Origin of the sequence: Mesorhizobium sp. M0062, from assembly GCF_040323125.1 — a bacterium.
In the GTDB taxonomy this organism is placed as follows: domain Bacteria; phylum Pseudomonadota; class Alphaproteobacteria; order Rhizobiales; family Rhizobiaceae; genus Mesorhizobium.
In genome coordinates this window covers 102382-127956 of sequence record NZ_JAMYUO010000016.1, presented here as the reverse complement: position 1 = coordinate 127956, position 25575 = coordinate 102382, and the positions used below count along the sequence as shown (strand labels likewise).

Genomic DNA, 25575 nt, shown 5'->3' with positions numbered 1-25575 from the left:
CGCTGGAGATCGACATCCAGATCCCCAACAAGAGCGCAGTGCCGCTGGCCATGGCCGGGTGAGATTGAAGCTGCTGATCTCCCCCCTTGTGGGGGAGATGGCCGGCAGGCCAGAGGGGGGCGCTGTCCCGCTGGCCTGTCAATTACATGTAGCAACGGCTTTGCCGAAGATCTGGATTCGCTGAGACGTAGCGATCCTTCGCGCCCCCCTCTGTCCTGCCGGACATCTCCCCCACGAGGGGGGAGATTGCGCTCCTCGCGCTCGCCTGCGCCAAGCACCCCCACCCGGACCTACGGTCCGACCTCCCCACAAGGGGAGGTAGGGGGCCAGCGCCTCTCCCCAAAAAACATTCAACCAACTAGTTGACTATCTAAAATCTCGCCTCTATATTCAACTACATGGTTGAATTAGAGACGCCCCAGATGGACCAGGTTTTTCACGCCCTTGGCGACGCCACGCGCCGGAACATGCTTAACCACCTCGCCGGCGGCGAGCGTACGGTGAGCGAGTTGGCGCAGCCCTTCGCCATGTCGCTGGCCGCCGCCTCCAAGCACATCAAGGCGCTGGAGCATGCCGGGCTGATCCGGCGTGAAGTGCGCGGCCGCACCCATGTCTGCCGCCTCGAGGCCCGCCCGCTGGCCACCGCCTATCAGTGGCTCGGCCAATACGCGCGTTTCTGGAACAGCCGCCTCGATGTCCTCGAACAGCTTTTGCGCGAGGAGGCGGGGCGCAAAACGTCGACAACGCCGTCAACGCCGGCACCGGCAAATCCAGAACCATCCAAGCCGGAATCACCCAAGCCAGACACATCCAGGCCAACACCTTCCAAGGGAGACGACCGATGAACCAGATGAACAGCTTCGACGGCTACGCCCAGCTGATCCAGCCGGCCACTTTGAGGATCGAACGGCTTTTGCCCGGAACCAGGGAGCGCGTCTGGGAATATCTGACGCAGAGCGACCTGCGCCGCCAATGGCTGGCGGCCGGCGACATGGAGATGGAGGAAGGCTCTTCCTTCGAACTGATCTGGCGCAATGACGAACTGACCGACCCGCCCGGCGACAGGCCGGCCAGCTTCAGTGGCGGCGAGCAGCGGATGCACAACCAGATCGTCGAGTGCGACCCGCCGCGTAAGCTCACCATCACCTGGAACGGCAGCGGCAATGTCACCTTCGAATTGGCGCAGCGCGGCGACGACGTCTTGCTCACCCTGGTCCACCGCCGCCTGCCGGACCGCTCGAGCCTGATGATGCATGCCGCCGGCTGGCACGTGCATCTCGACCTCCTGGTTGCCCGCGTGGCGGCCGAGAAGCCCGAACCGTTCTGGGACAGCTTTAGCCGTATCGTGGCGGAATACGACCAGCGCCTGCCGGCCTGACCTGACCTAACGCATCGCCCGGTCCAACCGGGCACCATCGATCCCTTGCGCCGGATGCCGGCGCAAGGGCCGGCGAAACACGCGCCTTCGCCAGACACCGCGGCGCGTCATCGGAAGTGAAACCAGGCAACGTGCTTGCATCCCGCAAGCCCGAAGGAGGAAGTCATGCGTAAATTGATCACCGGAATGAAGATCTCCATCGACGGCAAGATCGAAGGCCCCGAAGGCTTCGCCGACTGGGTCGACAACTGGTCGGAGGAATACGGCCTGATGCCCGGGATCGACGCCTGCCTGCTCGGCGGCGTCATGTATGCCGGTTATGAGCGCTACTGGAGCGCGATCCAACAGAACGAGCCGGACCAGCCATTGCCGATGACCGGCAGACTGGTCGACCCGGCCGAACTCGAATGGGCGCGCTTTGCCGCCAAGACACCGCACTATGTGCTGTCGAACACCATGACTTCGGCCGCCTGGGCCTCGACGCGCTTCCTGCGCAGCCTCGACGACATCGCGGCGCTGAAGCGCGAGCCCGGCAAGGACATCTACCTCATGGGCGGCGCGAGCATCACCGCCAGCCTGATCGGGGCGGGGCTAGTGGATGAAATGCGGCTCATCGTTTATCCGCTGCTCGCCGGCGAAGGCAAGGCGCTGTTCGGCACGGTGCACGCCCGGCACGGACTGGAACTGCGCCAGGTCGGCCAGCTGTCGGATGGGCGGGTGAGCCTGGTGTATGGGCTGGCGAGCTAGCTTCTTTTCCTCTCCCTCCGGAGGGGGGAGAGGTGGCGCCGCGAAGCGGCGACGGAGTGGGGGAAGGCGCTCATGAAACCCACGGTCGCCGCAAAACAGGAGCGACGGAAGCGAGCGCGAAACGCCTGCAAGCAGGCAATCAGGCGGATGAACGGTCGACCCCCACTCCGTCGACCAACGCTCTACACCTCTCCCCCGATCGACGGGGGAGAGGAAATGCGTCGGCGTTCGCCTCCCACCCTTGCCCTATCAACAGCCCGCTCGTGCCACACGACAGCCAGGCCCTTTATCCCTATCTCCAGCCTGCGCTACGGCCTGCTGGTCGCGTGGGGAGGGACTGGAATTGACGTCGACGCCGATTGCCGCAGCTGAAGCGAAGGCCTTGCCGATCGGCGCGTTGCTTGGCGCCATGGTGTCGATCCAGATCGGCGCCACCTTCGCCAAGGGCCTGTTTCCGCTGATCGGCGCCAATGGCACCACGGCGCTGCGCCTGGTCGTGGGCGCGCTGATGCTGGCGGCGGTGCTGAGGCCGTGGCGGGTGCGGCCGTCGCGCGCCGTGCTGCCCTGGCTCATCGCCTACGGCGTCAACCTCGCGGCGCTGAACCTTTTGTTTTACGCAGCGCTCGCCAGAATCCCGCTCGGCGTCGCGGTGGCGCTCGAATTCTCCGGCCCGCTGCTTGTGGCGACGCTGTCGTCGCGGCGCGCCACCGACTTCGTCTGGGTGGTCCTGGCCGTTTCCGGCATATTGCTGTTGTCGCCCTTCATCCACTCCGGCAGTGCACTCGACCCGCTCGGCGTGATGCTGGCGCTGGCAGCCGGCGGCTGCTGGGCGCTCTACATCGTCTTTGCGCAAAAGGCCGGCGCCGAGCTCGGCAGCCAGACCACGGCTTACGGGCTGGTCATTGCCGCTGCCGTCGCCCTGCCGTTCGGCCTCGCCGAGGCGGGTACCGGCCTGATCGCACCCGCGATCCTGGTCAGCGTGCTGCTGGTCGGGCTGTTCTCCAGTGCCTTGCCGTTCTGGCTGGAGATGGTGGCGCTGACCCGGATGCCGGCCAGGCTCTACGGCACGCTGACCTGTCTGGAGCCGGCGCTGGGCGCGCTGGCCGGCTTCCTGTTCCTGCACGAGATCCTGAGCCCGCTGCAATGCGCGGGCATTGCCGCAGTCGTCGTCGCCGCCTTCGGCGCCGCGCTGACCACGAAGCCGCCGGTGCCGTCGCCGGAATAGTTGCCTGAAATGGATATGTGACGCCGATGCCGTGGTCCGCCGGTCCCGTGTCCGGTTGCTCAAGCGCCTGCAGCATCGATATATGGATCGATGTATGCGCAGGAGATCCAGATGAGCAGGGCCGACAGCATTGCTTGAGCCGTCCGTGATCAAGGCAATACTCCTTGTCGGGTTCGCCGCTGTCGTTGCGGCTCTCGCCTGGCGGCTGGCGCGGTCTCGTCGCAGAGCCCGGCTTCGTGAAGATCCGGCCAACGACTACGCCGTGCGCCGCGACTGGTCGGGCAACCACGGCAAGCTCAATCATTCGACCTTTGTCTATTTCGATGCCGATCGCGACGGTCGCTACGGGCTCGGCGACCGCCCGATGGCTGGCATCATGGTCAGACTGCATGATGGCGACGGCCGCTTCGTCGCCGCGGCGCGGAGCAATCGCGGCGGCTTTGCCAATTTCCTGGCGTCGACCAAACGTCGGGCCGCGCCCATCCATGTGCCGGGCAGCTACCGCTTCACCGTGTCGGTTCCGCCCGGCTGGCGCTCCAGCAGCGCCAACGAGGTCCAGTCGCAGCACCTCCGGCCGCTGCCGGGCTCGCCCACCGGGCTGGTCTCGGAAGCAATGCTGCAGCCGGTCGGCCTGTTTGCGATACGCCGGCTCAGCGGCCGCGTAGCGGACGGTATCTCGGCGAGCATCTCGGTGATGGCGAAAGGGCAAGAGGTGGCGGTGCATCCGCTCAGCGATGGCTTCCGCCTCGATCTGCCCGATGACGCCGACGCGATCGAAATCACCGGCGGTGGCATGGAACGACGACTGGCCTTGTCGGCCTACCCGACCGAACTCGGCCTGCTGTCGCCCGAGAACGCGGCTGTCGACAGCGCCGCGTCCTTGCAGGCCATCGGTTTCGACGATGTCACGACGCGCGGCCTGCGCAAGGTGCCGTCCGGTTATGCCGGGTTGACCTGGTTCAACCTGAACGCACTGGCGCGCGATCATACTGAAGGCAGCGAAGGCTACGTCAACGGCAATATCTCGGGAGACCATGTCTGCTATACGAGCAGCGGACACCCGGCCGAATTCTCGAGCGACAAACCGTTCGGGTTCCATTCCGTGATGCTGACAGCGGCATGGTTGAAGTCCGAAGGCGAAACCGCACTGGTCGAGAGCTGGCTTGGCGACCGGCTGATCGCCAGCGACACGATCGTCCTGTCGGCACTGGCGCCCGTCCACTATGCGCCGATGCTGGCGGCGGTGACGCGCGTGCGCCTCTCCACGAGCCACTATTGGCAGCTCGTGCTCGACGATCTGGTGGTTGTGCGCTGAAGCGTGTCGCGATTAATCGGGGTGAAAGGGTTTATCGCGGATTGGAAGCACCGTTCGCGGTGACCTGCGAGAGCTTGCCTTTTTTGACCAGCACCGGTTTCAGATAGGTCTTCCTCATTTTCCACTCTCCACGTCGGGCACCCAAAGCCCTGTTCCCGGCCAGACGGCACGAGGCGTCGGATAATCGGCTGCTAGACGGCGACCGGCCCGGAGCCGTTACCATTGTCGGCTGTAACCTGCGAGAGCTTGCCCTTCTTGACCAGCACCGGCTTCGAATAGGTCTTCTTCATGCCGCATCTCCAGTGTCAGGCGAGGCCGCCAGATCAGGCGACAGCCGACTCAACGACTTCACTCGATCGGGCCGGAACCCGCTCCATTGGCGAGCGCCGTAACCTGCGAAAGCTTGCCTTTTTTGACCAGAACAGGCTTCGAATAGGTTTTCTTCATAGTGATCCTCCGAGCTTACGCGATAATGCCAGACGGATCGGCACTGTCAACCTTCGCGGCCACGCTGTCCCATCCCGGTTTTTCTTGGCGCCGATGCGCTAACTGCAAGTCCACCTTCATCGACAAAGCGTTGTTCTTGGGCGTGCATGGCGTGGCCGGGTTGCGGTGCGAAAAATGTCCGAAACTGCGGCGGGTCTGGCCTGGTTGGTCGGCCTGCTCAAACAGAGCGGCAATGCAGCGCGGACTGGCCCAGCCTAAACATTGGCCTTGCCGTCGCGCCGCACTCACAGTTCCTTCTCCGCCAGTTCGCGGAAGGCATCGGGAACCGAGCGCCGGGCTTCCAGCGCCACGGCGCCATAGCCGACAGCCTCTCTGCCAAAGCGCTGGCGGATCTTGTCGATGGCGCGGTCGGCGCCAAAGCGCGCCAGGCCTTGCCTGCTGCCGGGCCGCTGCTTTTCATCGGCAAGCCCGAGCGGCAGCTCCAGCTGCAGCTCGGCACTTTCTTCCAGCTGCGACACCGAGATCGCCAGCAGCGAGATGGTCTTCTCCCGAGGGTTGGCGGCCAGCACGCCGCGCACCAGCTCCCCGGCGATTTCGGCCAGCATCGCGGTTGCCGAAATCGGCTGATCGAGCGTCAGCGAGCGTGTGACGGCGTGCAGATCGGCGAAACGCACGCGCACCGTCACCGTGCGCCCGGGCCGTGATTTCGCCCTGAGCCGGCTGGCGACCCGGTCTGCCAGATGCAGCAGCACGGGTCCGAAGATACGCGCTTCGGCCGGCCGTCTGCCAAGCGCCGACTGCGCGCCGGCGGAATGCGACCGCCTGTGGGTTTCGAGCTTTCGCGGGTCGCGGTTCCATGCCAGCGACGCCAGCTTTTCGCCGGCGGCGGGCCCGAGCAACCTTCGCAGCGCCCCACTATGCGTCTTTGCCAACTGGCCGATGGTCTCGATGCCGATCTCGGCCAGCCGCGCTCTGGTCGCCGGGCCGACGCCCCACATCAGCCCGACCGGCAGATCATGCAGGAAGGCAAGTTCGGTGTCCGGATCGACCACCACCAGCCCGTCGGGCTTGGCCACCTGCGAGGCGATCTTGGCCAGATGCTTGGTGCGCGCCACGCCGATCGAGATCGGCAGGCCAAGCTCTGCCCGGACGCGCCGACGCACCGTGGCGGCGATCTCGGGCGGCGGCCCGAACAGATGCGTGCAGCCGGCGACGTCGGCAAAGGCTTCATCGATGGAAATCCGCTCGACCAGCGGCGTGAAATCGTCGAGCACCTTGATGGCGGCATCGCCCAGCCGCTGATAGTCGGCGAAATGGCCGCCGACGAAAATCAGTCCGGGGCAAAGCTCGCGCGCGCGTCGTCCGGGCATGCCGCCGCGCACGCCGAAAACCCTGGCTTCGTAGGAGGCGGCAAGCACGACGCCGCCGCCGACGGCGATCGGCTTGCCCCTGAGCGCCGGGTCGAGCAGCTGCTCGACCGAGGCGTAGAAGGCGTCGAGATCCGCATGCAGGATGGTGGGTTCCATCCCGACCGTTCCCTTTGCGGCGTTGCAGCATTAGCCGCGTCTGTTGTGAGAGGCGTTTTTCCGAACAAATAGAGAACAAACAGGGCCTATTGTCAAGCGAAGCGGTTGCCGCCGGCCGGTCCGTTCCAGGTCGGGCCGTCGAGTGCTCCGCCTGGGCATCGGACCTGCGGAACATTGTCTCTCGCCTCAGCGTTCATATCCGCGACGGGACGCTGTTTTTGTGGAGGCCGGTATGGGCCAGTTCGAGATGATCGACCTCGTCAGCGTCGTTGACGCCTGCACGAGCGATCGCGTTGCCGGGCACTGCGTGTCAATGGCCAGGGCGGTGGAGGAGTTGCGAGTGCTGACCGGTGATTTCGTATCGCCGGACGAGACGGTGGCCAACGCGCTGTCGGCAGTGGCGCTGGGGCGCGGCTGCGCGGTGGTGTTCGACGAGCGAGCGGGCGCCGACATCTTGCTGACGCCGTAGCGCGGCGGCGCCGGGTTGTGGCAGCCAGAAAAGTCGAACAGCGTGCAAAAAGCTGTGCAGGCATGGCCCCATAACCGGGGCGTGGAAAATTTCTGCACGTGGGTGTATTCTCCAGGTCGCAAGCGGTCGCAGACCGCATAGGGGGAGAAATGACATGCCGAGGGTTTCAGAACTCTTTTTCAAAACTGCCATCTTGTTCCTGATGTTGGGGATTGCGGCCGGCCTGCAGATGGCGATCTCGGGCGACCACGCCGCTTTTCCGGCGCACGCGCATATCAATCTGCTCGGTTGGGTGACGAGCGCCATCTTCGGCGGCTACTACGCGCTCAATCCGCAAAAGGCGGCGCGTCGCGTCGCCATGATCCACTACGGGCTCTACACTCTCGGCTTGGTGATCATGCTGCCGGCGCTGTATGTGATGCTGCAGGGAAACCCGGCGCTTGAACCGATCGTCGCCGGCGGCTCGCTCATTATCGCCGCTGCCGTTCTGGTTTTTGCTTTCGTGGTGTTTTCGCCCGAAACGGCGCGCTCGGTGTCCGGCGTGGTTCCGGCCTCTCGCTGACTGTTCGCGCGCGGCGATCAAAGTCCGACCCGCATTCGCGACCCGCGACACGGGTTGGCCAGGCCGATGGCCGCAGCCGCTGGCTGCGGTGTCTATCGCCGCGTCGGCGTTTAACATACCCGAGTCCCACCACGTATTATTTCGTGACTATTTGGCGCCGGAACCTTCCCAGATATCGCGCGTTGCGGCGACTGTATTCGCGCTGCCTTATATATAGGCAGACTTGAGTACGTCCACAGCATGGGTTGGGGGAGGAGCAGGCCACCATGTCGAAAAGAGAAATCGGAACGTCGGCCTCACTGGGCCGACGCATCGCCGATCTGAAAGCCAGGATGCGAGACGCCAGCGTTACTGAACACGAGATGCAGACCTTCCAGAAGGTCGCAGCCATCATGGGAGGTGTCGAAGGCTCCCTACGCCTCGACGCCGACGACCTGATCGCGGCGTCCTTCGTCACCGAGGCGCTCGGCGATCCCGGGTCGAATTGAAGGTCAGAGCCCGTCGGCACTCAAGTGCCGGCGGTCGATGGCCCGGTTCGCAGCGCCGCGATGCCGGAGCGTGTCTGCACCGCCCGCGGCGGGGATTTCTTGCGCACTTTGAAGATTTCAGGCGAGCGGCCTCGACGGCGCTTGAAATATTGGGCTTCTCGTTCGTGCTTCTCGGCTGCTTCTCGGCTGTCGAAGGTGCCGAGATTGTCGCCGTCCAGCCCTTGACCACAAGGGCTAAGCCAAACCGCCAAGGCGCCTTAAACGAAGGATCCGGCCAGCCGGATCCTTCGAAATATCGCGATGCTCCGGCATCGCCTTCAGCTCATACTTGGTCCAACTGGTGACGGCGTGGACGTCCCGGGAAACCTCTCGAAAGTCCGCGGTCGCTGCCTTACACGTCGTCGAACGGGCCGCCGCGCCTCGCCAGGTCGTGACCAATGGCGGCTTCCTCGGCGTCGTCGGGCAAGGCATCGTCACTGTCCTGGTAGGGGTTGTCGTCATCCTCCTCGGGCAGTTCGCCTTCCTTCTCGACACCGGTGGTGTCCGGCAGGCTTTCCTCATCTGCTCCGTCGGGTAGGACCGTTGCGCCACGCAGCGCATCCCAATCCTGCCGGCGCGGCGTCGGCGCTTCCACTTCATCATTGGCGATCCTGTCGCGGGCATCGTTTTTGCTCGGCGGCGCCTCGACCTCGTCATTGGGTTTTCTGTTTCGTTCTTCCATGATTGCCTCCTCCGGGCGGCTTTGCGTCGAGAAGGTGGAACTCACTTCCGGCTGTCAGGTTCCGGCAACCACTCCATCTCCGTGGAACCAATTGCCGCCAGTCTGCTTTGCCAGGGACTAGTCTGCTTTGCCAAGGAGATGAATCCAGAGGAGCTGGACCATGAAGACTTTCCCCCTCATCCCATGCGTGCTGCTCTTGGCGCTGGCCGACCCGGCGGCTGCGCAGGACAATGGCGACCAGCACGGCCCTGCCGCGCCTTGCCAGGCGCAGCCTCAGGACGATGGTCAGAAGCCGCCGGTCGCCAATGGCGGCGGCGAATCGACCAGCACGCTCGGTCCCTGCGGCGGCGTGCTGCAGCCGCCGCCCAGTGGTGACCAGGATATGACGCAGCCGCCGCCGGACCAGGGCAAGACGCCGGTGATCAAGCCTGGCGAGGTGCCTGCGCAGCCGCCGAAGCAATGACCTTTGCTTGAAACTTCACGGCGTGGCACGAAGGCGGTCGGTTCCGGTCTTGGCCGGGCGACGCGGTCACCGGATCAATGCCGGCGCCGGCCGCAATCGCCACCGGAATTGGAGCCGTGCATCATCCATGTCGAAGGTCTCCTGAGGGATTGTGCTTCAATGCGAATCTTGCGGGTGCGGGTTCTGCTGGCATGACCGGGAAGCCGATCAATTTAGTCTCCGCTTGCGGAACAAGACCGTACCGGCTGCGTTTGCCTCCAGGAGCCCGCCACCTCGATTTGCGCTGTTTTCGCCTCGCGCGGGAACACGGCGGAGCTCGCCAACAACGACAGGAGACGAAGATGAAAACCATCCTTATTCCCGCCGTCGCCGGGCTCGCCATGATCGCTGGTATCGGTATTGCCGCCGCCGACGAGGTCATCGTCACGCAGCCGGCACAGCAGCAGGTGATCATCACCCCGGAACAGCGCACGGTCGTGCACCAATACGTAAAGAAACATCCGCTTGCCTCGGTCAATCTGCTCGGCGTCGAATTGAATGTCGGCACTGCCTTGCCTGACACTGTCGAGCTGCAGGAGGTTCCCGACGTCCAGTACAGATACGCCGTGGTCGACAACCATACCGTGTTGGTCGACCCCAGCACGCGCAGGATTGTCGAGGTGGTCGAGTAACGCTCGACAACCTAACCATTCATCGGTGATACGGCCCTGTCGTTCTTCCCAAAAGGGCGGCAGGGCCGAATGACGAACATGATGAAAGGAGAATTGCCATGTTGCCGCATGTCGAGACCCCGAACTCCGCCAATGTTGCGGCGTGTTGCGACAAGTTGCTGGCCGAGCGCAACACGGCGCTGTTATCGATGAAGGAAGCGATCGCGCTCCTGCGGGAGCGCACCGGCACCGATCGTTCGGATGCCGACCTCGCGGGGCTGATCGTCAAGAAAGCGGCGCTGCTCGGCGTTGCGGTGATTTCCGACCCGCGCTGAGATGTCTCGTCACTCAAGACGCCGGCCGAATTTTCGGCTAATGTTTTCGTGGAATCTGGACCAACCGACCGGACCCAACCACGGAGGCTTAAGTGACGGACGACAAACAGGACCGCATTCGCCAGCGCGCGCACGAGATCTGGGAAAAGGCCGGCCGGCCTGAAGGCGCGCATCAGGAACACTGGGAGCAGGCCACGGCTGAAGTCGATGGCGCGGTCGCCAAGCCCAAAAACGCGGCGAAGAAAGCTGACGCCAAGCCCGCCAAGGCAGCCGCCAAGCCAAAGGCGGCGAAGCCTGCCGCCGCAAAGTCCGGCAAAGCCAAATCGAAATAAGGCCAGAAATAAGGCCAGTCGAAATAAAGCAAGGCCGGAATTCGCTGGCCGGGGCCATCCTTGGCGCCCGCCGTTCAGGCGCGCCCGAGCCTCTCAACCTGACGAATTGCGCCTGCGACGGGCAGCGCAATTCCTTGTGTTTGGCGACAGGCGCCCTCATGCCTCCCAGGCATAACTCGACAGCGCAAAGCGAATGCCGGCAGCTGTCATGGCCAGTTCGCATTCGGTGATCTGGCGCAGGTGGCGCAGATAGCGCGTTACAGTCTGTGGCAGCCAGCCGGCGCAGGCCTCGACATAGGCGCGGCTGTGAACAAGGGTGCCGGTCGACAGCCTCTCGTCCTTATCGGCAACGACTTTCAGATATTGGCGGATGAAGCGGATGTCGTCGGCGATGTCTTGGCTGGCCATTCGCCAAGCCCCGGCGAGGCGTTCGCACTGATCGAATGACAAGGGCAACAAAGGGGGCGGCAATAAAGGCGGCGGCAACAAAGGCGGCGGCAACGACGGGGGTGACAGCAAAGGCCGAGAGAGATCGGCGAAGGCAACATGGTTCGCTGTGCTCAAGGACATTCCTCTCTGCGAAAAGAGATATCGTACTTTATGTACGAATAAGCGTCAAGCCAATTTCGTACGGTTGGGACGATGGAAATGAATATAGCAGCGGTCGCTTCAGCTAATCCCGCATCGTGAATCCTTCAGGAGTCGCACCAATTTCGCGGAGGGATTTCCCCAGGATGGTGTGACTGTTTTCCCTCGTGGCGGCGTCGAACAGGTTCAAGCCGCCCCGGATCGTCTCGCGCCAGTTTTCGCCCTTGTCCCACGCTTCCATGAAGGCGAAGGCAAGGTCGTCCTGGCGACGCGTGGCTTCGAGCGCTTGGGTCAGCAGGCGCGCTTGATGGAGATCCTTCTCCCGCTTGGCGCCAGCGCTCGGCCCGCGTCGCGAGGCGACGATCAGCTTGTGGATGGCGTAGCGCTGGGGCGAGGGGACCAGCACAGGCAAGCCCGAGCGATGCAGGAGCACAGTCCGGATGGGGTCGCGGATAAGGAAATCCAGAAACCGTAAGGGCTGCGCGGAGTCTCTGCCGTTTTCTTATAATTACGTTTATCAGCTTGAATTTCAACGCAGTTATAAGAAGTTCGTGGAAACGTTATAACGCAACGAACTGACGAGTCGTCTGTTAACGCCCGGGCGCCCGGCACGTCTGGCCCAAAACACTTTCCCGCAGTGCCTCAACAAACGGCTTCCCCAATGCCGCGAACGGTGCTTTAACCCGCCCATCCACAGGGGTGCTCCGTATCGTCGGGGCTGAGATGAGGGCGGCAAGCCTTCGGACCCTAAAGCTGATCTGGATAATACCAGCGGAGCGAGGCGGGCGATGTTTTCAGGCGCACAGATTTCCCTTTATCCCATGACCGACGATTTCGTCGGCGTCATCCTCGGCGCGCTCGGCGCGCTCGATCCCTGGCGCGACCGGCTGCGGATCGAAACCGATGACATCTCGACCCTTATGGTCGGGCCGCCCGAGGTGCTGTTTCCCGCCATGCGCGACCTGTTCGTCGCGGCGGCCAAAAGCGGCAAGCACTGCGTGCTTTCGGCGGCGGTCTCGCGCGGCTGTCCGGGCGAGCCCGACGATCCGATCTGCCGCTCCGACGAGACCGGCGGCCCCGCCATTCCGCTGGACGAGCGCAAGATCGCCGCGATCCGCGCTGTCCAGGCCACGCCGTCGACCGGCCAGCCGGTGGCGGCGCAGTTCTCGCTCTACGTTATGGGCACGGGCGACCATATGGACGAGATCTACGGCTGCATCGATTTCCTGAAACAGTCCGGCGTCTTTGAGCGCTCAAAGAACTTCTGCACCAAATTGCGTGGCGATGCCGGTGCGGTGTTTGCCACGCTCAACGAGGCCTTCTGCCGCTTCGGCCCCGGCGCCGGCCACGTCACCCTCGACATCACGATCTCGGCGAACAGCCCGAGCGCCGTCTGAGCCGCGGCTCAAGCGTCGTTCCTTGAGGATATTGCCGTGGCTGGTTTATCTGACCCATTGCGTGGAGGAGATGCCTCTGACCCCTCAGCACAGAGAGGAGGGGAGCCATTGGCGATTGGCGAAGACCGCGATGCCCACGAATCTCCCCCCTCGAGCAGGAGATGGCCGGCAGGCCAGAGGGGGTCCCAGCGCGTGGAGCGCCGACGTCCTTTTCGCATCGGCAAGGCGTGGGCGCTCTATGCGAGACGACCCCCTCTGTCGCCTTCGGCGACATCTCCCCCTCGAGGGGGGAGATTAGCCGCAGCCATCGCCAAGACCATCCCCGCCGCCTGCGCCTCCGCCCTGCTCCTCGCGGCGTGGGAGCTCTACGCCCGCTATGGTGGCGCTGCGCCCACCATGCTGCCGGCGCCGTCGCGCGTGCTGCAGCAGGCCTGGGAGCATCGCGCTGCCCTTGCCGACAACACGCTGCCCACCATCCGCGCCACATCAGCCGGCTTCGCCTGCTCGTTGGTCGCTGCCTTCGTGCTTTCGGCGCTGGTCGATTTCTTGGCCCCGCTGCGCCGCGCGCTGTTTCCGCTGCTGATTGTCAGCCAGACCTTGCCGCTGGTCGCGATTGCGCCGCTCATCGTACTGTGGTTCGGCTTCGGGCTGATGCCAAAAATCTTGCTTGTGGCGCTCGTTACCTTCTTCCCGATGATGGTGGCGCTGGTCGAGGGTTTTGCCGCGACCAGCAAGGCGATTTCGCAGATGCTCGCCACCATGGGGGCAGGGCGCTGGCGCATCTTCTGGCTGGCGCGCCTGCCTTCGGCGCTGCCCTATTTCTTCGCCGGGCTGCGCATCTCCATCACCTACGCCGTCGTCGGCGCGATCTTCGCCGAATATGCGGGGGCGGCGAAGGGGCTGGGCATCTACATGCTCAATGCCAAGAACAACTTTCGGCCCGATCTGGTGCTCGCCGCGGTCGCCGTCAGCGCCGCGCTCACGCTTGTCTTGTTCGCCATTGCGGTGCTCGTCCAGCGCTTCGCCATGCCTTGGGAGAATGCAGGGAGCGAAAGCCGCGACGGCAAGGTTGAAGCTGCAGAAGAGAACCGTCAATGACGCGGCTCGAACTCCGGGACATCAGGAAGAACTTCGGCGCGCTTGAGGTGCTCGCCGGCATTTCGCTTCATGTCGCGGCCGGCGAGTTCGTCTCCATCCTCGGCCCTTCCGGCGCCGGCAAGTCGACGCTGTTCCAGTTGCTGACCGGCGCGCTGAAAGGCGAGGGCGACATGCGCTTCGACGGCGCGCCATTGCAGGGCAGCCCCTTCGCCTTCATGCCGCAGCGCGACGCGCTGATGCCGTGGCGGCGCGTCATCGACAATGTGACGCTGGGGCTGGAAGTGCAGGGTCTTGGCCGCAAGGCGGCGCGCGAACGCGTCGCGCCGTTGTTCGCTGAGTTCGGCCTTGCCGGTTTCGAGCGCGCCTGGCCGGCCGAGCTTTCCGGCGGCATGCGCCAGCGCGCCGCCCTTTTGCGCACCGTGGTGCAGCAGCGCGACATGCTGCTGCTCGACGAGCCCTTTGGCGCGCTGGATGCACTGACCCGCGCGGGTATGCAGCGCTGGCTGGAAGGCATGTGGCAGCGCCAACGCTGGACGGCGCTGCTGATCACCCATGACGTGCGCGAAGCCGTCTACCTCTCCGATCGCATCTATCTGATGTCGGCGCGGCCGGCCCGCATCATCGGCGAGATTGCCGTGCCGCTGCCGCGCCCGCGCACCACCGGCAGCGATGCCGCGCGCCAGGCCGCCGCGCTCGAAGCCGACATCCTCGACACGCTGCTCAATCCCGGGACTGACCGGCCCTCGTTCCCGCAGACCGCTCAAAGGAGTTTTTCATGACCGAATTCACACGCCGGCAGGCTTTGCTGCTGACGCTGGCTGCCGGACTGCCGCTTGCCTCTCGCGCTCATGCGGCTACGCAAAAAATCACCGTCGCGCTCGACTGGACGGTCAACACCAACCATGTCGGCCTGTTCGTTGCCCGCGACAAAGGGTTCTACCACGAGGTCGGGCTCGATGTTGAGATCCTGCCCTATGGCGATACTGGCGGCGGCACGCTGGTCGCCAACCGCATCGCCGATTTCGGCATTGCCGGCGTCGGCCTGTTCACCCAGCGGGCTGCCGGCGCCGATCTCAAGGCGGTCTACGCCGTGGTCCAGCAGGAGACCGGCCGGTTGGTCTTCAACGCGGATCGCGGCGAGATCAAGAGTCCCAGGAATCTCGACGGTCTGACCTATGGCGGCTTCGGCAGCGCCTGGGAAAACACGCTGATCTCGACCATCATCCGCCACGATGGCGGCAAGGGCGTTTTCGAGACGGTGACATTAGGCACCTCGGCCTATGAGGCGCTGGCCAACGGCTCGGTCGACTTCACGCTGGAGGTCTCGACCTGGGAAGGCGTCGCTGCCGAGCTGAAAGGCGTCAGGCAGCGCGGCTTCCGCTACGCCGACTACGGCGTGCCCGACGAGCACACTACCTTGATCGCCTCCAGCAATGCCTATCTCCAGGCAAACCCGAAGGCCGCATCGGCCTTCGTCGAGGCAACGCGGCGCGGCTACCAATTTGCCTGCGATCACCCGCAGGAAGCCGGCGATCTGCTGATGGCTTCCAACAAGGATGCGCTGACCGACCCGGCGCTGATCCACGCTTCGCTGAAGATGCTCGTCGACGGGCATTTCTTGCGCAGCCAGGACGGCGTCATCGGCACCATCGACAGGGCCAAGATCGAGGCGATCGGTACCTACCTCTTCAGGGCCGGCATATTGCTCGATGGCGATGGCAAGGCTCTGAAGGAGAAGCCGGATTTCGGGGGGTATTTTACGAACGAGTTTTTGGGAGCGTAATCTCCCCCCTCGAGGGGGAGATGTCGCCGAAGGCGACAGAGGGGGTCGGTACGTCCTGACGCGACTTCCTATCGCGGACAGAGGACGTCAGCGCCTTACGCGCGGCGACCCCCTCTGGCCTGCCGGCCATCTCCCCCTCGAGGGGGGAGATTGCGCCTCACCGCCTTCTCCCTCACATATCGATCATCGAGCGCTTCACCCGGCCGATGATGGTGATGGCGCCTTCGAGCGCCGGCGGCGGGATGTCCATGTAGGAGGCCGGCTGGAAGGGCGGGTTCTCGTTGGGGCGATAGCGCTTGTAGGTGGCCTGGCCGCTTTCGTCCGAAATGACATAGCAGCCATTGGTCACCAGCCGCTTGTCCCTGAGGTTGACGAAGATGATCGAATCCGGTGGCGAGATCTTGTTCATCGACGGGCCGTCGACGCGCAGCGCAATCCATTGGCCCTGCTCCAGATCGGTGGTGGGGATGGTCGGATAGTCGCTGAGATTGACCACCATGTCCTGGCTGCCGAGTTCGCCGGCGCTGATCCATGAGACGATGGGCACGTCGACGGTGGCCAGCGACGGCATCGGGATCTGCCGGCCCGACTCGTCAAAGCCGAAATGGCCCCCCGAAAGGCTGCCGCCGTCGCCGTTGAACAAGAGCCAGCCGGGATCGACGCCGAACAGGCGGCCGTATTTCTCCGCCGCCTTGCGCGACAGCGGCCGGTTGCCGTTCTCGTGACTGATCAGGGTGTTCTTGTTGATGTCGCGCAATGCCCGCGCGGCGTCGCTCGGCGAGGCATAGCCCGCCTCCGCCCGCGCCTGCTGCAATCTGTGCCTCGGTTCCTGCATCGTACAAATTGCCTGAAATTTATCGTCCAATATGTACGATTTCGCTTGCGTACGTTTCGTACATATCGTACGCTTAGCGCATGATCGAACAAATCGCAAGCGTTTCCGCAGACATCCTCAGCTTTCTCCCATCGTCCGGGCTGTCCTCCTCCCCGGTCCGGACGCAAACCGGGGCTTCTGCCCCGGATCCGGTCGAACCGTCGTCCCCCCGATCGACCGGAACGGCCGGAGCCGCTCCTCTCCCGGCTCCGGCCACCTCTTCAGCCCATGGCGCCGCCGGCGCGCCAAGGGCTGTCTCCGGCGGGCAGGGCATCTCCTGCATCCGCACGGAAGATGGCACCGTCATCCTGTTCGACCGGCTGACGGGCAGGGCGGTTTCCGCCCTCACCAAAGCGGCCGCCGAAGCCGCCTTGCGGCATCTCGCCGGCTCGCTGCCGGCCGCCAGTATCGGCTGACCGCACCGACCATCCGCTCTGATTTTTCCCGTGGGCCCTCGGGGCCGGCGCTCGGCCTTGCGCGCGCAATCAATGGATACCGACATGACTGCCTATACCGACACCGAATTGCAGGAGATCGCCGTCTGGCTGAGGGATGGCCTGTCGGCCACAGGGATCGCCGTCCGCTTCACGGCGCTGCGCGGCAGTCCGGTCTCGCGCAATGCCATCATCGGCATCGTCCACCGCAACAGCGCGTTGAAGACCATCGGCTTCGCCAACCCCAGAGGCGGCAGGTCCGGCGGCCGACCGAGGAAGAATGCGACGGGGAAGACTGCGGCAAACGAGAATACCGCCAAGAGGAATCCGCCGGCGCAGCCAAGCAAGCTCGTAAGGGAAGTAGGAGTTTCGAAGCAGGCCGCGCCGGTCAAACCGGCCGCCAAACCGAGCCGTCAGCCATCGGCCAGGCCTCTGTTGCCAGCCCGTCCGGCGCCCTCGATCCCGGGCGAAGGACGGCTGGTGGTGGACGGCGAAATCTACCGCTTCAATGTGTCGGCGCCGCGCCCTGCTTCGCTCGGGCGTCAGCCGCATGTCGCCGCCATGCGCTTCATCGACTGCCTGTTCGACCGCTGCCGCGCGCCGCTCGACCTGACGCTGGAGGAAGACCCCGACAAAGACCCTCCCGGCAGCCGGCCGGGATTGGAGATGCTGTGCTGCGGCCTGCGCACAAGGGCGCTGAAAAGCTACTGCGAATATCATCAGACGCGTTTCCACCGACCTGTGGCGGAGGTGGTGTGAGCGGCTGGGCTCCGTTCCTCGCCTCCGGACGACCCCACCAATGACCGAAAGCCGGCGGGACAGCGCCCCCCTCTGTCCTGCCGGACGTTCGTCGCTCGGGAAGCCAAGCAATTGGCTTTCCGTCCGCTTCGCGGACCACTCCTCAACCCCCACGCGGGGGGAGATTGGCAGCTCGCCCGCACTGCCTTCCAACGGCGGTGGTGATTGGCGAAAGCCGACGCGACATCCGATCTCCCCCCAAGTGGGGGAGATGCCCGGCAGGGCAGAGGGGGCGCGAAGGAACGCCAACCTTCCGGCTCAACAACCCAATCCCACAAGGATCCCCCGATGAGCAAAAAAACCGCGCAGAAAGCCAAACCGCCGAAATTGCCTGCGGGCGAAGCCGAGCAGGTGCGCATCCGCCGCGAGATCGGCCATGATTTCGCGCTGAAGGACGATCGCTTCGGCCGCAAGCGGTTGAGCGTCGGCACCGAAGAGGCGCGGCGCGTCTACGAGGTCTCCAATGACGGCTACACCGCGACCGGCGGCATCGTGCGGGTGCGCAATGTCGATCCGCTGGTCGGCATCACCTCGCTGACCCGCCAGCAGCGTGAGGCCGGCCAGCGGTTTCGCGACGATTTCGAGCGCGCCTCGCGTGACGGGCTGCGGCCGATGCCGTGGGAAGAGCGCATTGACGGCGGCCGCATCAATGGCGGCATCCCCGACCGCGTGCTCAACGCCGGCCGCGCTCATGCTCACGCCGTCGCCGCCCTGGCCCACTGGGAAGTGGCGGAGGTGGTTCGCAAAATCTGCCTCGAAGGCCAGTCGGTGAAGGCGCTCGCCGAGCGCACCGGCGAGGGACGAGATGTGGTGGTGAAGATGTTGAAGGTCGGGCTCGACCTTTTGGCCGTGGATTACGGGATGATGCTGATGCGGAAGCCGCGATAAGGCCGGCAGCCGCGTGGTGAAGCGGCCGGCCGGCAGATGCCGGCCGAACCGGTTTCACCCTATCGGATCACCGTTCGCAAACGCGAATTTCCTCGACGATCCTGTGATGATGGCGCCAATGCTTGACCAACTCTATGCGGCAATGGCGATGGTGCCTGTGATACCTGTGGTACCTGAAGCCGTTATCGTAGGCATTATACTGGTAGTAGGGGCGAGGAGCGTAGCGATCGTAATAGTCGCCATAGCTGTCATTGTAGTCATCGTCATAGTAGCCGTTGCCGATGCCGATCACGACGCGCCCGCCGGCATTCGCCGGAGCGATCATCGCCGCCGCCGCAGTGATAGCGATAGCCGAAGCAAGCAGGAGCTTTCTCATAGCTGCCTCCTATTCAAGGTTGCGCTAATATAACTCGCTGGGCACGACCTCGTTCCATAATTTTGCAAGATGCGAACGACCCCTGCGCCGTGCATTGCGAGGAAAGCCGGCGTCACCTCCTGTCAGCATCGTCCCCGGATTTTTGAACCCTTCGCCGCCCCAGCCATTAATCCGGCATGAATCAGCAAGGGAAGGACGAGACCATGCATGTCATTCTTGGAGGTACCGGCCATGTCGGCTCGGCGGCGGCAATGGCGCTGTTGCGGCAGGGCGAGGATGTCACGGTGGTGACGCGCGACGAGTCGAAGGCCGCATGGTTGGTTGAACAGGGCGCGGAGGCCGCGGTTGCCGATGTGCTCGATGTCGAGGCGCTGCGTGAAGTCTTGCGGCGCGGCAAGCGGGCGTTTCTGCTCAACCCGCCGGCCGATCCATCGACCGACACCGACGCCGAGGAGCGCAAGACGGTTGGCGCCATTGCGGCGGCGCTGGAGGGCTCCGGCCTCGAAAAGCTGGTGGCGGAATCGACCTACGGCGCGCAGGCCGGCGAGGGTGTCGGCGATCTCACCGTCCTTTACGGCCTCGAGCAGAAGCTGAAGGCCCAGGCCATTCCGGCAAGCATCAACCGCGCCGCCTATTACATGAGCAACTGGGATCAGGCCCTGGAGACGGCGCGGCGCGACGGCGTCATCACCTCCTTCTTCCCGGCGGATTTCGAGCTGCCGATGGTGGCGCCGCAGGATCTCGGCGAGGCCGCGGCGAGACGTCTGCTGGAGCCGACGGACAAGACCGGCACGCACTATATCGAGGGCCCTCGGCGCTACTCAGCCGCCGATGTCGCCGCAGCCTTCAGTGCGGCGTTGCGCAAAAACGTGCGCGTGGTCACGGTGCCGCGCGAGCGCTGGACAGAAACCTACGAAAAACTCGGCTTCTCCAAAGCGGCGGCCGAGTCCTACACCCGCATGACCGGGGCCACGCTGGACAAGCCGGCGGAGCCGGAAAACCCGGAGCGCGGCACGACCAGCCTGGAAAGCTATATTGCTGCGCTCGTCGAGGGCCGGCCGGAAGACCTGTTGAAGGGTGCCGCGTAAAGTGAAGGGTTGCTGTTGAGAAACAGGCGCTTCGACGACCTACGTGGCCCGCTATTCCTATTGCCTGACCGTTCGGCAGTTGCCCGCCGGCGGCGTGGTCTTGCAGATATCGATGGAGGTGCGCGTGTCGCCGTGACCGGCTTCGGTTATCAGATTCAGGTCCAAAAGTTCGTATGTCACGAGGTATCGTATGCTGTCGTCGGGTATTTTTTGCATGGCCGATACGATCCACGAACCTGCTTCCATCTCGGTGAAATAGCTGTCGACTTTGCGTTCATACCATTTGGGTATCGGAACGAGGACGATGGTCTTCTTGCCGTGGATTTTCTTGGCGGTCGGCAGCATGATCCGGTGAATGCCGACAAAGGCGCGGCTGTCTGCCAGGCGCCGTACGCCGCCCGCAAGAACCATCGTACAAGCTGACGAACAGACTGCGCCGACGGGGTTGGCGACGCCGAAGCGGAGGTCGCCCGGCCCGCAGGCTTTTGTGTCTGGCGCGCATTCGGAGAACTCCGTCTTGCCAACCATCGTGTCGAGCCCGCTGGCGCGGATCATATGGCCAAGCGCCATCGCCGCATCGGTCTCGCCGCCCGGGGAATTCAACGCCAAAGGCAATTTGCGGGGGCCGAGTTTTTTCAGCAAAGCCTTCAGCAAAGCTGGCGTGCCGGCCACGATGTGACCTTCCGCCGAAATCCATTCCGGGCATGTCGGCTCGCATCCTGGCGTGCTGTTGCGTACAACGACGAAGTGCATCGGCGGTGTATATGCCAGTATGGCAGGCTCAGGCGTCGTTTGGGCGATCGCGCCGCCAATCGCCAGCAGCACGAAAACCAACGTCCATGCGAATGTCTTCATGCCGAGCCTCGCCTGGCAGAGCATCACTTGAGAAATGGGTCTTTGCAAGCATTATCAAAACAAGCCGAGCACGTGTTTCTATGGGCCGCGCACTATCTCTGCATGATGGACAGGCGCTACTGGCGGCCCCTGTCTGAACCGTCGTCGCTTTCCGCCGCCCCCTCCCACCCGAACACACTGCGCCCTCCAAGCAGGTGCGACTGGTCGAACTCGCCGGCGACGATCTCCTTAAGGCTTGGCCCGGTGACGTAGCGCTCCAGCCGCCGCGCTTCGCCATCCAGCCGCTGCAGCGCGCCGAGCTCTTCCTCGCGGCCGAGCTTGGCCTTGCCGACGGCCGATTTCAGCACCGCAATCGTCTCGTCATAGACTTTCAGCGGCACCGGGAAGGGGTGGCGGTCCTTGCCGCCATGGGCAAGCGAAAAGCGCGCCGGATCGGAGAAGCGGCAGGGCGCGCCATGCACCACTTCCGCCACCATGGCCAGCGCCCGCACCGTGCGCGCGCCGACGCCGGGCACCAGCAGCAGCTCGGGAAAATCGGCCGGCCCGCTTTCTATTGCCGCGGAAATGTTGCCATGCAGCCGGTGCATGACGATGTCGCTCTCGCGCACGTCGTGATGCGCCGGCATCACCAGATTGGGCAGCATCGGCTGCGCCGCCGGTTTCGCAGGCGCTGCTTTCGGCGGCGGCTCCAGCACGGCAAGCTCGTCGAGGATCCGTTCCGGGCTCATGGTCTTCAACAGGTCGATCTGGCCGCTACGTGACGGCGCGGCGCGATGGTCGGTCAGGTTGACGATCTCGCCCTGCCGCTCGCCCTCGATCGCCGCATGCGGCTGGTCGACGAAGCTTGTCAGCCCTTCCGACAGCCAGTGATAGCGCCGCGCCTGGCGGCTGTCGCCGTTCATGCCTTGCTGCACCACCACCCAGCGGCTGTCGTCGGTGACGATGAAGCCGTGCAGATAGAGGTCGAAGCCGTCCTGCACGGCCGCACTGTCCACTTTGGCGACCAGGCGGCTGGCGGTGGCGAGTGCCGCGCCATCGATGCCGACGCGTTCGCCGATCGCGGTCAGCTCCTGCGGCGTCTTGCGCGAATGCGCGCCGCGCCCGCCGCAGACATGGATGCCGAGCTCGCGCGACATCGGGTTCAGCCCGCGCTTCAGCGCGCCGACGACCGAGGTGGTGATGCCCGAGGAGTGCCAGTCCATGCCCATGACGGCGCCGAAAGACTGGAACCAGAACGGATGCGCCAGCCGCCGCAACAGCTCGTCGCGGCCATAGTGATGGATGATCGCCTCGCACAACACCGCGCCCAGCCGCGTCATGCGATCGCCCAGCCATTTCGGAACCCGCCCGCCATGCAGCGGCAAATCCGCACTGCCGCTTCGCTGCGTCAAGTGAAAGCTCCGTGGCTAAGGCGCACCGGCGGTGCGCCTGTGATCTAGATGGCATTTGGGGGGCGATTTGCAAGTGGGGTGGGGGCGGCGACTATCGTCGCCCTACGCTCTTCTTGGCGTCTCGCCGAAAGATGCAGTTACGCCGCCTGTCGCACCTGGCAATAAGGTCGGCTCCATGCTTGTAGGCGAGACAGGTCTCGAATAGAGCTTACCCAGCCGACGGCAACTATTAAAATCAAAAACGATGTCGCAATTCTGGTGGGTAAATCACAGTCAGACCGCCTGCCAAGAGATCGACGGGCAATATCTCTGGTCGCCCAAAACTCAGAAGAATGGGGCACGCAGCGAGTTCTACAAAAATATGCGTCGGGCGACACCTGGTGACCTCGTGTTGTCTTTTTTCGGTCAAGCCGTGCGCTATATTGGTCGGGTAGCGGAGTTTGCATTCACAGCACCGAAACCACCGGAGTTCAAGAACACTGGAGCCAATTGGAACGAGGAAGGTTGGCTTCTCCCGGTGTATTGGGCGCCGCTCCTGCCGACGGTGCGCCCGTCGGACATAATTGGCGAATTGGGTCCGCTTCTGCCTCCCCGATACTCGCCCATCGACCCAAACTCCGGATCAGGCCGTCAAAACGCCTATCTCGCGAGCGTATCGCAAGAGGTGTTTCACACCATTGTCGCGGGTACAGCTTTCGACCGCGAAGCTCTGAGGCGTGGTGGCGCAAACAGTCTCACTTTCGATGTCGTCAATGAAATTTTAGAGGACGTCGTTGAGCGCCGTATCCGAGACGACCTCCAACTCGAGGACACTGTAAAGACGAGCGTCATTCAAGCTCGTCGCGGCCAAGGTAAATTTCGTTCCAATGTCGAAGCCATGGAGCGCTCGTGCCGACTCACAGGGGTCACCAATCCCTCGTTGCTGATTGCAAGCCACATCAAGCCTTGGCGCCTATGCGCTTCCGCGCAGGAGCGCTTGGACGGCATGAACGGGCTGCTCCTCACGCCTGATGCCGACCACCTCTTTGACCGTGGCTTCATCAGTTTTGAAGATAGCGGGCAGGTCCTCATATCCCAGCGCGTCGACAAGACTGATTTGCGGCGGCTCGGTTTCGAGCAATTGGTGATGCAGAGTTTCGGCTTTGCCGAAGCCCCCGCCGTCTGGCGCACTAGCACCTTCACCCCGCCGCAGCAGGCTTACCTCGCTCACCATCGAGAGGATGTGTTTGTGGCATAGCTCGCATCAACTGAGCGGTCAGCCGTCAGGTCCCCCTACCTCGCCGCCCCCTAAAACACCGCCTTCTCCAAGACCGGCTCCAGTGATTCAGCAAATGGCGTCGCCAGGTGGTGTCGGTCGCGGAAGGCGAGTTGGCCGTTGATGAACACGTGGCAGGTTTGGGCGTCGCAGAACTGGCTGGTCAGGTCGACATAGGTGGCGCCGGGCACGCTGCGCACGACGTCGCGCTCGGCCGCGGCGATGTCGTCGTTCGCCGCCGCGTCACTCGGCGTGTCGCAGACTTCAGGCACCTGCCCGCGCCACAGCGCCCGCGCCACGCATTTGTCGGCATAGCTTCCATTGTAGGGAACGTCCCGGATTACCGCGACCTTGATCCCGGCCCGGCTGAATGCCGCCAGCGTCCAGCGCAGGCCGGCCTTCCACTCCTCGTTCCAATCGGCGTGCTTCAGTTCCTCGGGCGATTCCTTCATCACATTGCCGATCGAGAATTCCGAGATCACCACCATGTGCGGGTGCAACGCGATAATGTCCTTGACCGATTGCTCCCGCCACTGGTCGCATTCGGTGTAGTCGCGCTTCAGCCGCCAGTTCCAGGTCGTCACCCGCGAGGCACGGCAGGACGATTTGAGATAGGTGACGAGGCGATAATTGTTCTTGGCCGCCGCGTCGATCAGCGGCGTCGACCAGTGGTCGGCATGCGAATCGCCGAACAGCGCAATCGAGCGCCCGGCGTCCTTGTTGCCGAACACGCAGGCCTTCGGCGTCACCGTCTCGAAGGAGAGAATACAGCCGGCCGCGCGCGCCGTGGACGGCTGCGCGGCGCTGGCGGCAATGCTGCGCTGCTCAGGGTCCAGATCGTGGACGGCAAGCCTGGCATTGGCGTAGGCGGCTGCGACGCCGGTGCCGGTCAGGAGGACGGCCGGCACCAGCGCCCGCGCCGCACTGGCCATCAGCCAGCCATTGCGGCGGATCGGGTTTTCGATGACATGATAGGTGAACCCCGACAGCGCCAGCGTCAGCGCCAAGCAGCCGAGCCGCTGCAGCGGCGAAAGTTCCGGCGTCAGCATCGTGGCATACACGATCACCGGCCAGTGCCAGAGATAGAGCGAGTAGGAGAGTTTGCCGACCCATTGCAGCGGCGCCAGCGCCAGTGCCTCGATCGGGCTTTTCTTAGCGCTCTCCTGCTGCGCGTGCGCCGCTCCTGCCAGCAGCAACAGCACGGTGCCGGCCACCGGCACCAGGGCGAGGAAACCCGGGAAGGGCGTTTCGTCGCTGAAGGAAAGATAGGCGCCGGCAATCAGCGCTAGGCCGAGCCACGCCAGCGGCGTGGCGAGCCGCGGGCGGTTTTGCCAGACTTGCTGCGGCACCATGCTGGCCAGCCCGCCGGCGGCGAACTCCCAGGCGCGTAGCGGCGAGAAATAGAAGGCCCAGGGCTGCGAGACCGTGGTGAGCCACGCGCAGACGGCGAACGAGACGAGGCCGGCAATGCCGATCACCAGGATCGCGCCGCGCTTGCCGGGGCGCAGCCATGCCGCCAGCACAAGCAGCGCCGGCCAGGCGACATAGAACTGCTCCTCCACCGACAGCGACCAGAAATGGACAAACGGGTTGCTGGCCGCATCGGCGGCGAAATAATCAAACGACCAGCGGATCAGCCACAGATTGATCATGTAGGCCGAGGCGAACATGGCGCCTTTGGAATAGAGCGATTGTTCCTCCGGCGACAGGATGAAGGCGCCGGCCACCAGTGTGGCGAGGATGACGAACAGCGACGCCGGCAACAGCCGCCGAGCGCGCCTGGCATAGAAGCGCCACAGGTTGAGCCGCCCGGTCTCGGTGATTTCGGCAAGCAGGTGTTTTGTGATCAGATAGCCCGAGATGACGAAGAAGATGTCGACGCCGGTGAAGCCGCCGGGCAGGCCGGTGAAGCCGAAATGAAAGGCGATCACGCCTGCCACCGCCAAGGCACGCAGTCCTTCGATATCGGGCCGGAACGATGCTGACACGATTTGCCACCTCGTGCTGGTGCATGACCCCGCCTCGGCGAGTAACGATCGCGCCGGGATCATACGTGCGGCAGCTTTGCGCCCAACGGGACACGGCGCTGCAA

32 protein-coding genes, 1 pseudogene and 1 riboswitch are annotated in these 25575 nt (G+C 64.1%); of the genes and pseudogenes, 21 read left to right on the top strand and 12 right to left on the bottom strand.

The window, feature by feature from the left end:
• The first annotated feature begins 398 nt into the window (after positions 1-398).
• The 5 genes from NKJ64_RS19755 to NKJ64_RS19735 all read left to right on the top strand — a co-directional run bounded on the left by NKJ64_RS19755 (position 399) and on the right by NKJ64_RS19735 (position 4665).
• Positions 399-845, top strand: a complete 447-nt coding sequence (locus tag NKJ64_RS19755) for a metalloregulator ArsR/SmtB family transcription factor (protein ID WP_352463183.1) — start codon at positions 399-401, stop codon at positions 843-845.
• Positions 842-1378 carry an SRPBCC family protein gene (locus NKJ64_RS19750; RefSeq protein ID WP_352463182.1) on the top strand — a complete coding sequence of 179 codons (537 nt, stop codon included), beginning with the start codon at positions 842-844 and terminating at the stop codon, positions 1376-1378. Before NKJ64_RS19755 ends, NKJ64_RS19750 begins: the two co-directional genes overlap by 4 nt.
• Positions 1379-1543: 165 nt before the next feature.
• Positions 1544-2125, top strand: coding sequence for a dihydrofolate reductase family protein (locus tag NKJ64_RS19745; RefSeq protein WP_031193504.1), 582 nt, complete (start codon positions 1544-1546; stop codon positions 2123-2125).
• 343 nt (positions 2126-2468) lie between these two features.
• Positions 2469-3350, top strand: a complete 882-nt coding sequence (locus NKJ64_RS19740; protein ID WP_352463181.1) for an EamA family transporter — start codon at positions 2469-2471, stop codon at positions 3348-3350.
• Positions 3351-3495: 145 nt separating this feature from the next.
• Positions 3496-4665 (top strand): hypothetical protein, encoded by a 1170-nt coding sequence (locus tag NKJ64_RS19735; RefSeq protein ID WP_023754655.1) that lies wholly within the window; start codon positions 3496-3498, stop codon positions 4663-4665.
• A gap of 191 nt (positions 4666-4856) precedes the next feature.
• Here the strand turns inward: NKJ64_RS19735 and NKJ64_RS19730 are convergent, their stop codons facing one another.
• The 3 genes from NKJ64_RS19730 to dinB all read right to left on the bottom strand — a co-directional run bounded on the left by NKJ64_RS19730 (position 4857) and on the right by dinB (position 6638).
• Positions 4857-4955, bottom strand: a complete 99-nt coding sequence (locus NKJ64_RS19730) for a hypothetical protein (protein ID WP_023684816.1) — start codon at positions 4953-4955, stop codon at positions 4857-4859.
• 58 nt (positions 4956-5013) lie between these two features.
• Positions 5014-5112: a hypothetical protein gene (locus tag NKJ64_RS19725; protein ID WP_023670351.1), complete on the bottom strand. Its 99-nt coding sequence runs from the start codon at positions 5110-5112 to the stop codon at positions 5014-5016.
• 284 nt (positions 5113-5396) lie between these two features.
• On the bottom strand, positions 5397-6638 hold the full coding sequence (gene dinB, locus NKJ64_RS19720) for a DNA polymerase IV (RefSeq protein ID WP_352463180.1): 1242 nt from the start codon (positions 6636-6638) through the stop codon (positions 5397-5399).
• Between the two features lie 232 nt (positions 6639-6870).
• Between dinB and NKJ64_RS19715 the strand changes: the two genes are divergently transcribed.
• From NKJ64_RS19715 to NKJ64_RS19705, 3 genes are all read left to right on the top strand, one after another.
• Positions 6871-7107 carry a hypothetical protein gene (locus tag NKJ64_RS19715; protein ID WP_023689015.1) on the top strand — a complete coding sequence of 79 codons (237 nt, stop codon included), beginning with the start codon at positions 6871-6873 and terminating at the stop codon, positions 7105-7107.
• 154 nt (positions 7108-7261) lie between these two features.
• Positions 7262-7669 carry a heme-copper oxidase family protein gene (locus NKJ64_RS19710; protein WP_023693868.1) on the top strand — a complete coding sequence of 136 codons (408 nt, stop codon included), beginning with the start codon at positions 7262-7264 and terminating at the stop codon, positions 7667-7669.
• A 266-nt stretch (positions 7670-7935) separates the two neighbouring features.
• Positions 7936-8157, top strand: a complete 222-nt coding sequence (locus NKJ64_RS19705) for a hypothetical protein (RefSeq protein ID WP_023693867.1) — start codon at positions 7936-7938, stop codon at positions 8155-8157.
• Positions 8158-8177: 20 nt separating this feature from the next.
• On the opposite strand, the gene NKJ64_RS19700 is transcribed toward NKJ64_RS19705, so the two are convergent.
• Both NKJ64_RS19700 and NKJ64_RS19690 read right to left on the bottom strand, forming a co-directional pair.
• Positions 8178-8408 (bottom strand): hypothetical protein, encoded by a 231-nt coding sequence (locus NKJ64_RS19700; RefSeq protein WP_023702926.1) that lies wholly within the window; start codon positions 8406-8408, stop codon positions 8178-8180.
• A 140-nt stretch (positions 8409-8548) separates the two neighbouring features.
• Entirely contained in the window at positions 8549-8878 is a 330-nt protein-coding gene (locus NKJ64_RS19690; RefSeq protein ID WP_023705173.1) for a hypothetical protein, read from the bottom strand.
• A 160-nt stretch (positions 8879-9038) separates the two neighbouring features.
• On the opposite strand from NKJ64_RS19690, the gene NKJ64_RS19685 reads away from it, so the two are divergent.
• The 4 genes from NKJ64_RS19685 to NKJ64_RS19670 all read left to right on the top strand — a co-directional run bounded on the left by NKJ64_RS19685 (position 9039) and on the right by NKJ64_RS19670 (position 10658).
• Positions 9039-9341 carry a hypothetical protein gene (locus NKJ64_RS19685; protein WP_023819120.1) on the top strand — a complete coding sequence of 101 codons (303 nt, stop codon included), beginning with the start codon at positions 9039-9041 and terminating at the stop codon, positions 9339-9341.
• A 341-nt stretch (positions 9342-9682) separates the two neighbouring features.
• Entirely contained in the window at positions 9683-10012 is a 330-nt protein-coding gene (locus NKJ64_RS19680; RefSeq protein WP_023670359.1) for a DUF1236 domain-containing protein, read from the top strand.
• 98 nt (positions 10013-10110) lie between these two features.
• On the top strand, positions 10111-10326 hold the full coding sequence (locus NKJ64_RS19675) for a hypothetical protein (RefSeq protein ID WP_023670360.1): 216 nt from the start codon (positions 10111-10113) through the stop codon (positions 10324-10326).
• Between the two features lie 92 nt (positions 10327-10418).
• Positions 10419-10658, top strand: a complete 240-nt coding sequence (locus NKJ64_RS19670; protein WP_352463179.1) for a DUF2934 domain-containing protein — start codon at positions 10419-10421, stop codon at positions 10656-10658.
• 156 nt (positions 10659-10814) lie between these two features.
• Here the strand turns inward: NKJ64_RS19670 and NKJ64_RS19665 are convergent, their stop codons facing one another.
• Both NKJ64_RS19665 and NKJ64_RS19660 read right to left on the bottom strand, forming a co-directional pair.
• Positions 10815-11066, bottom strand: a complete 252-nt coding sequence (locus NKJ64_RS19665; protein WP_352463178.1) for a hypothetical protein — start codon at positions 11064-11066, stop codon at positions 10815-10817.
• A 265-nt stretch (positions 11067-11331) separates the two neighbouring features.
• Positions 11332-11721 (bottom strand): annotated as a pseudogene (locus tag NKJ64_RS19660) (GSU2403 family nucleotidyltransferase fold protein); the annotation flags it as partial.
• Between the two features lie 210 nt (positions 11722-11931).
• Positions 11932-12044, top strand: a riboswitch (TPP riboswitch).
• On the opposite strand from NKJ64_RS19660, the gene NKJ64_RS19655 reads away from it, so the two are divergent.
• The 4 genes from NKJ64_RS19655 (at position 12035) to NKJ64_RS19640 (ending at position 15524) form a co-directional block, all read left to right on the top strand.
• Positions 12035-12643 (top strand): YkoF family thiamine/hydroxymethylpyrimidine-binding protein, encoded by a 609-nt coding sequence (locus tag NKJ64_RS19655; protein ID WP_023670364.1) that lies wholly within the window; start codon positions 12035-12037, stop codon positions 12641-12643. It overlaps the preceding riboswitch by 10 nt.
• A gap of 255 nt (positions 12644-12898) precedes the next feature.
• Positions 12899-13741 (top strand): ABC transporter permease, encoded by an 843-nt coding sequence (locus NKJ64_RS19650; protein ID WP_023689011.1) that lies wholly within the window; start codon positions 12899-12901, stop codon positions 13739-13741.
• Entirely contained in the window at positions 13738-14520 is a 783-nt protein-coding gene (locus NKJ64_RS19645) for an ABC transporter ATP-binding protein (RefSeq protein WP_023689010.1), read from the top strand. Before NKJ64_RS19650 ends, NKJ64_RS19645 begins: the two co-directional genes overlap by 4 nt.
• On the top strand, positions 14517-15524 hold the full coding sequence (locus NKJ64_RS19640; RefSeq protein WP_023689009.1) for an ABC transporter substrate-binding protein: 1008 nt from the start codon (positions 14517-14519) through the stop codon (positions 15522-15524). Before NKJ64_RS19645 ends, NKJ64_RS19640 begins: the two co-directional genes overlap by 4 nt.
• 172 nt (positions 15525-15696) lie before the next feature.
• Here the strand turns inward: NKJ64_RS19640 and NKJ64_RS19635 are convergent, their stop codons facing one another.
• The gene (locus NKJ64_RS19635; RefSeq protein WP_023689008.1) at positions 15697-16359 is read right to left on the bottom strand and encodes a LexA family transcriptional regulator; all 663 of its coding nucleotides are present in this window, start codon (positions 16357-16359) and stop codon (positions 15697-15699) included.
• An 80-nt stretch (positions 16360-16439) separates the two neighbouring features.
• Between NKJ64_RS19635 and NKJ64_RS19630 the strand changes: the two genes are divergently transcribed.
• The 3 genes from NKJ64_RS19630 (at position 16440) to NKJ64_RS19620 (ending at position 18518) form a co-directional block, all read left to right on the top strand.
• Positions 16440-16814, top strand: a complete 375-nt coding sequence (locus NKJ64_RS19630; RefSeq protein ID WP_023689007.1) for a hypothetical protein — start codon at positions 16440-16442, stop codon at positions 16812-16814.
• An 84-nt stretch (positions 16815-16898) separates the two neighbouring features.
• Positions 16899-17591, top strand: a complete 693-nt coding sequence (locus tag NKJ64_RS19625) for a hypothetical protein (protein ID WP_031209891.1) — start codon at positions 16899-16901, stop codon at positions 17589-17591.
• Between the two features lie 327 nt (positions 17592-17918).
• On the top strand, positions 17919-18518 hold the full coding sequence (locus NKJ64_RS19620) for a DUF6456 domain-containing protein (RefSeq protein WP_023702920.1): 600 nt from the start codon (positions 17919-17921) through the stop codon (positions 18516-18518).
• 67 nt (positions 18519-18585) lie between these two features.
• On the opposite strand, the gene NKJ64_RS19615 is transcribed toward NKJ64_RS19620, so the two are convergent.
• A complete protein-coding gene (locus NKJ64_RS19615; protein WP_023672486.1) occupies positions 18586-18894 on the bottom strand; it encodes a hypothetical protein in 309 nt (102 codons plus the stop codon).
• A 203-nt stretch (positions 18895-19097) separates the two neighbouring features.
• Here NKJ64_RS19615 and NKJ64_RS19610 point away from each other — a divergent pair, with 203 nt between their 5' ends.
• Positions 19098-19982 carry an NmrA family NAD(P)-binding protein gene (locus NKJ64_RS19610; RefSeq protein ID WP_023730350.1) on the top strand — a complete coding sequence of 295 codons (885 nt, stop codon included), beginning with the start codon at positions 19098-19100 and terminating at the stop codon, positions 19980-19982.
• Between the two features lie 57 nt (positions 19983-20039).
• Here the strand turns inward: NKJ64_RS19610 and NKJ64_RS19605 are convergent, their stop codons facing one another.
• Both NKJ64_RS19605 and NKJ64_RS19600 read right to left on the bottom strand, forming a co-directional pair.
• Positions 20040-20807, bottom strand: a complete 768-nt coding sequence (locus NKJ64_RS19605; RefSeq protein ID WP_352463177.1) for a COG3904 family protein — start codon at positions 20805-20807, stop codon at positions 20040-20042.
• 146 nt (positions 20808-20953) lie between these two features.
• On the bottom strand, positions 20954-22228 hold the full coding sequence (locus tag NKJ64_RS19600; RefSeq protein WP_023689001.1) for a DUF763 domain-containing protein: 1275 nt from the start codon (positions 22226-22228) through the stop codon (positions 20954-20956).
• 244 nt (positions 22229-22472) lie between these two features.
• On the opposite strand from NKJ64_RS19600, the gene NKJ64_RS19595 reads away from it, so the two are divergent.
• Positions 22473-23465, top strand: a complete 993-nt coding sequence (locus tag NKJ64_RS19595; RefSeq protein ID WP_352463176.1) for an HNH endonuclease — start codon at positions 22473-22475, stop codon at positions 23463-23465.
• A 50-nt stretch (positions 23466-23515) separates the two neighbouring features.
• On the opposite strand, the gene NKJ64_RS19590 is transcribed toward NKJ64_RS19595, so the two are convergent.
• On the bottom strand, positions 23516-25471 hold the full coding sequence (locus tag NKJ64_RS19590; protein ID WP_352463175.1) for an acyltransferase family protein: 1956 nt from the start codon (positions 25469-25471) through the stop codon (positions 23516-23518).
• Positions 25472-25575 lie beyond the last annotated feature (104 nt).

Coding starts and splice junctions, on each gene's coding strand:
- NKJ64_RS19755 (WP_352463183.1), top strand. CDS start 399: ATGGTTGAATTAGAGACGCCCCAGATGGACCAGGTTTTTCACGCCCTT.
- NKJ64_RS19750 (WP_352463182.1), top strand. CDS start 842: ATGAACCAGATGAACAGCTTCGACGGCTACGCCCAGCTGATCCAGCCG.
- NKJ64_RS19745 (WP_031193504.1), top strand. CDS start 1,544: ATGCGTAAATTGATCACCGGAATGAAGATCTCCATCGACGGCAAGATC.
- NKJ64_RS19730 (WP_023684816.1), bottom strand. CDS start 4,955: ATGAAGAAGACCTATTCGAAGCCGGTGCTGGTCAAGAAGGGCAAGCTC.
- NKJ64_RS19725 (WP_023670351.1), bottom strand. CDS start 5,112: ATGAAGAAAACCTATTCGAAGCCTGTTCTGGTCAAAAAAGGCAAGCTT.
- dinB (WP_352463180.1), bottom strand. CDS start 6,638: ATGGAACCCACCATCCTGCATGCGGATCTCGACGCCTTCTACGCCTCG.
- NKJ64_RS19715 (WP_023689015.1), top strand. CDS start 6,871: ATGGGCCAGTTCGAGATGATCGACCTCGTCAGCGTCGTTGACGCCTGC.
- NKJ64_RS19710 (WP_023693868.1), top strand. CDS start 7,262: ATGCCGAGGGTTTCAGAACTCTTTTTCAAAACTGCCATCTTGTTCCTG.
- NKJ64_RS19705 (WP_023693867.1), top strand. CDS start 7,936: ATGTCGAAAAGAGAAATCGGAACGTCGGCCTCACTGGGCCGACGCATC.
- NKJ64_RS19690 (WP_023705173.1), bottom strand. CDS start 8,878: ATGGAAGAACGAAACAGAAAACCCAATGACGAGGTCGAGGCGCCGCCG.
- NKJ64_RS19685 (WP_023819120.1), top strand. CDS start 9,039: ATGAAGACTTTCCCCCTCATCCCATGCGTGCTGCTCTTGGCGCTGGCC.
- NKJ64_RS19680 (WP_023670359.1), top strand. CDS start 9,683: ATGAAAACCATCCTTATTCCCGCCGTCGCCGGGCTCGCCATGATCGCT.
- NKJ64_RS19675 (WP_023670360.1), top strand. CDS start 10,111: ATGTTGCCGCATGTCGAGACCCCGAACTCCGCCAATGTTGCGGCGTGT.
- NKJ64_RS19665 (WP_352463178.1), bottom strand. CDS start 11,066: ATGGCCAGCCAAGACATCGCCGACGACATCCGCTTCATCCGCCAATAT.
- NKJ64_RS19655 (WP_023670364.1), top strand. CDS start 12,035: ATGTTTTCAGGCGCACAGATTTCCCTTTATCCCATGACCGACGATTTC.
- NKJ64_RS19645 (WP_023689010.1), top strand. CDS start 13,738: ATGACGCGGCTCGAACTCCGGGACATCAGGAAGAACTTCGGCGCGCTT.
- NKJ64_RS19640 (WP_023689009.1), top strand. CDS start 14,517: ATGACCGAATTCACACGCCGGCAGGCTTTGCTGCTGACGCTGGCTGCC.
- NKJ64_RS19635 (WP_023689008.1), bottom strand. CDS start 16,359: ATGCAGGAACCGAGGCACAGATTGCAGCAGGCGCGGGCGGAGGCGGGC.
- NKJ64_RS19630 (WP_023689007.1), top strand. CDS start 16,440: ATGATCGAACAAATCGCAAGCGTTTCCGCAGACATCCTCAGCTTTCTC.
- NKJ64_RS19625 (WP_031209891.1), top strand. CDS start 16,899: ATGACTGCCTATACCGACACCGAATTGCAGGAGATCGCCGTCTGGCTG.
- NKJ64_RS19620 (WP_023702920.1), top strand. CDS start 17,919: ATGAGCAAAAAAACCGCGCAGAAAGCCAAACCGCCGAAATTGCCTGCG.
- NKJ64_RS19615 (WP_023672486.1), bottom strand. CDS start 18,894: ATGAGAAAGCTCCTGCTTGCTTCGGCTATCGCTATCACTGCGGCGGCG.
- NKJ64_RS19610 (WP_023730350.1), top strand. CDS start 19,098: ATGCATGTCATTCTTGGAGGTACCGGCCATGTCGGCTCGGCGGCGGCA.
- NKJ64_RS19595 (WP_352463176.1), top strand. CDS start 22,473: ATGTCGCAATTCTGGTGGGTAAATCACAGTCAGACCGCCTGCCAAGAG.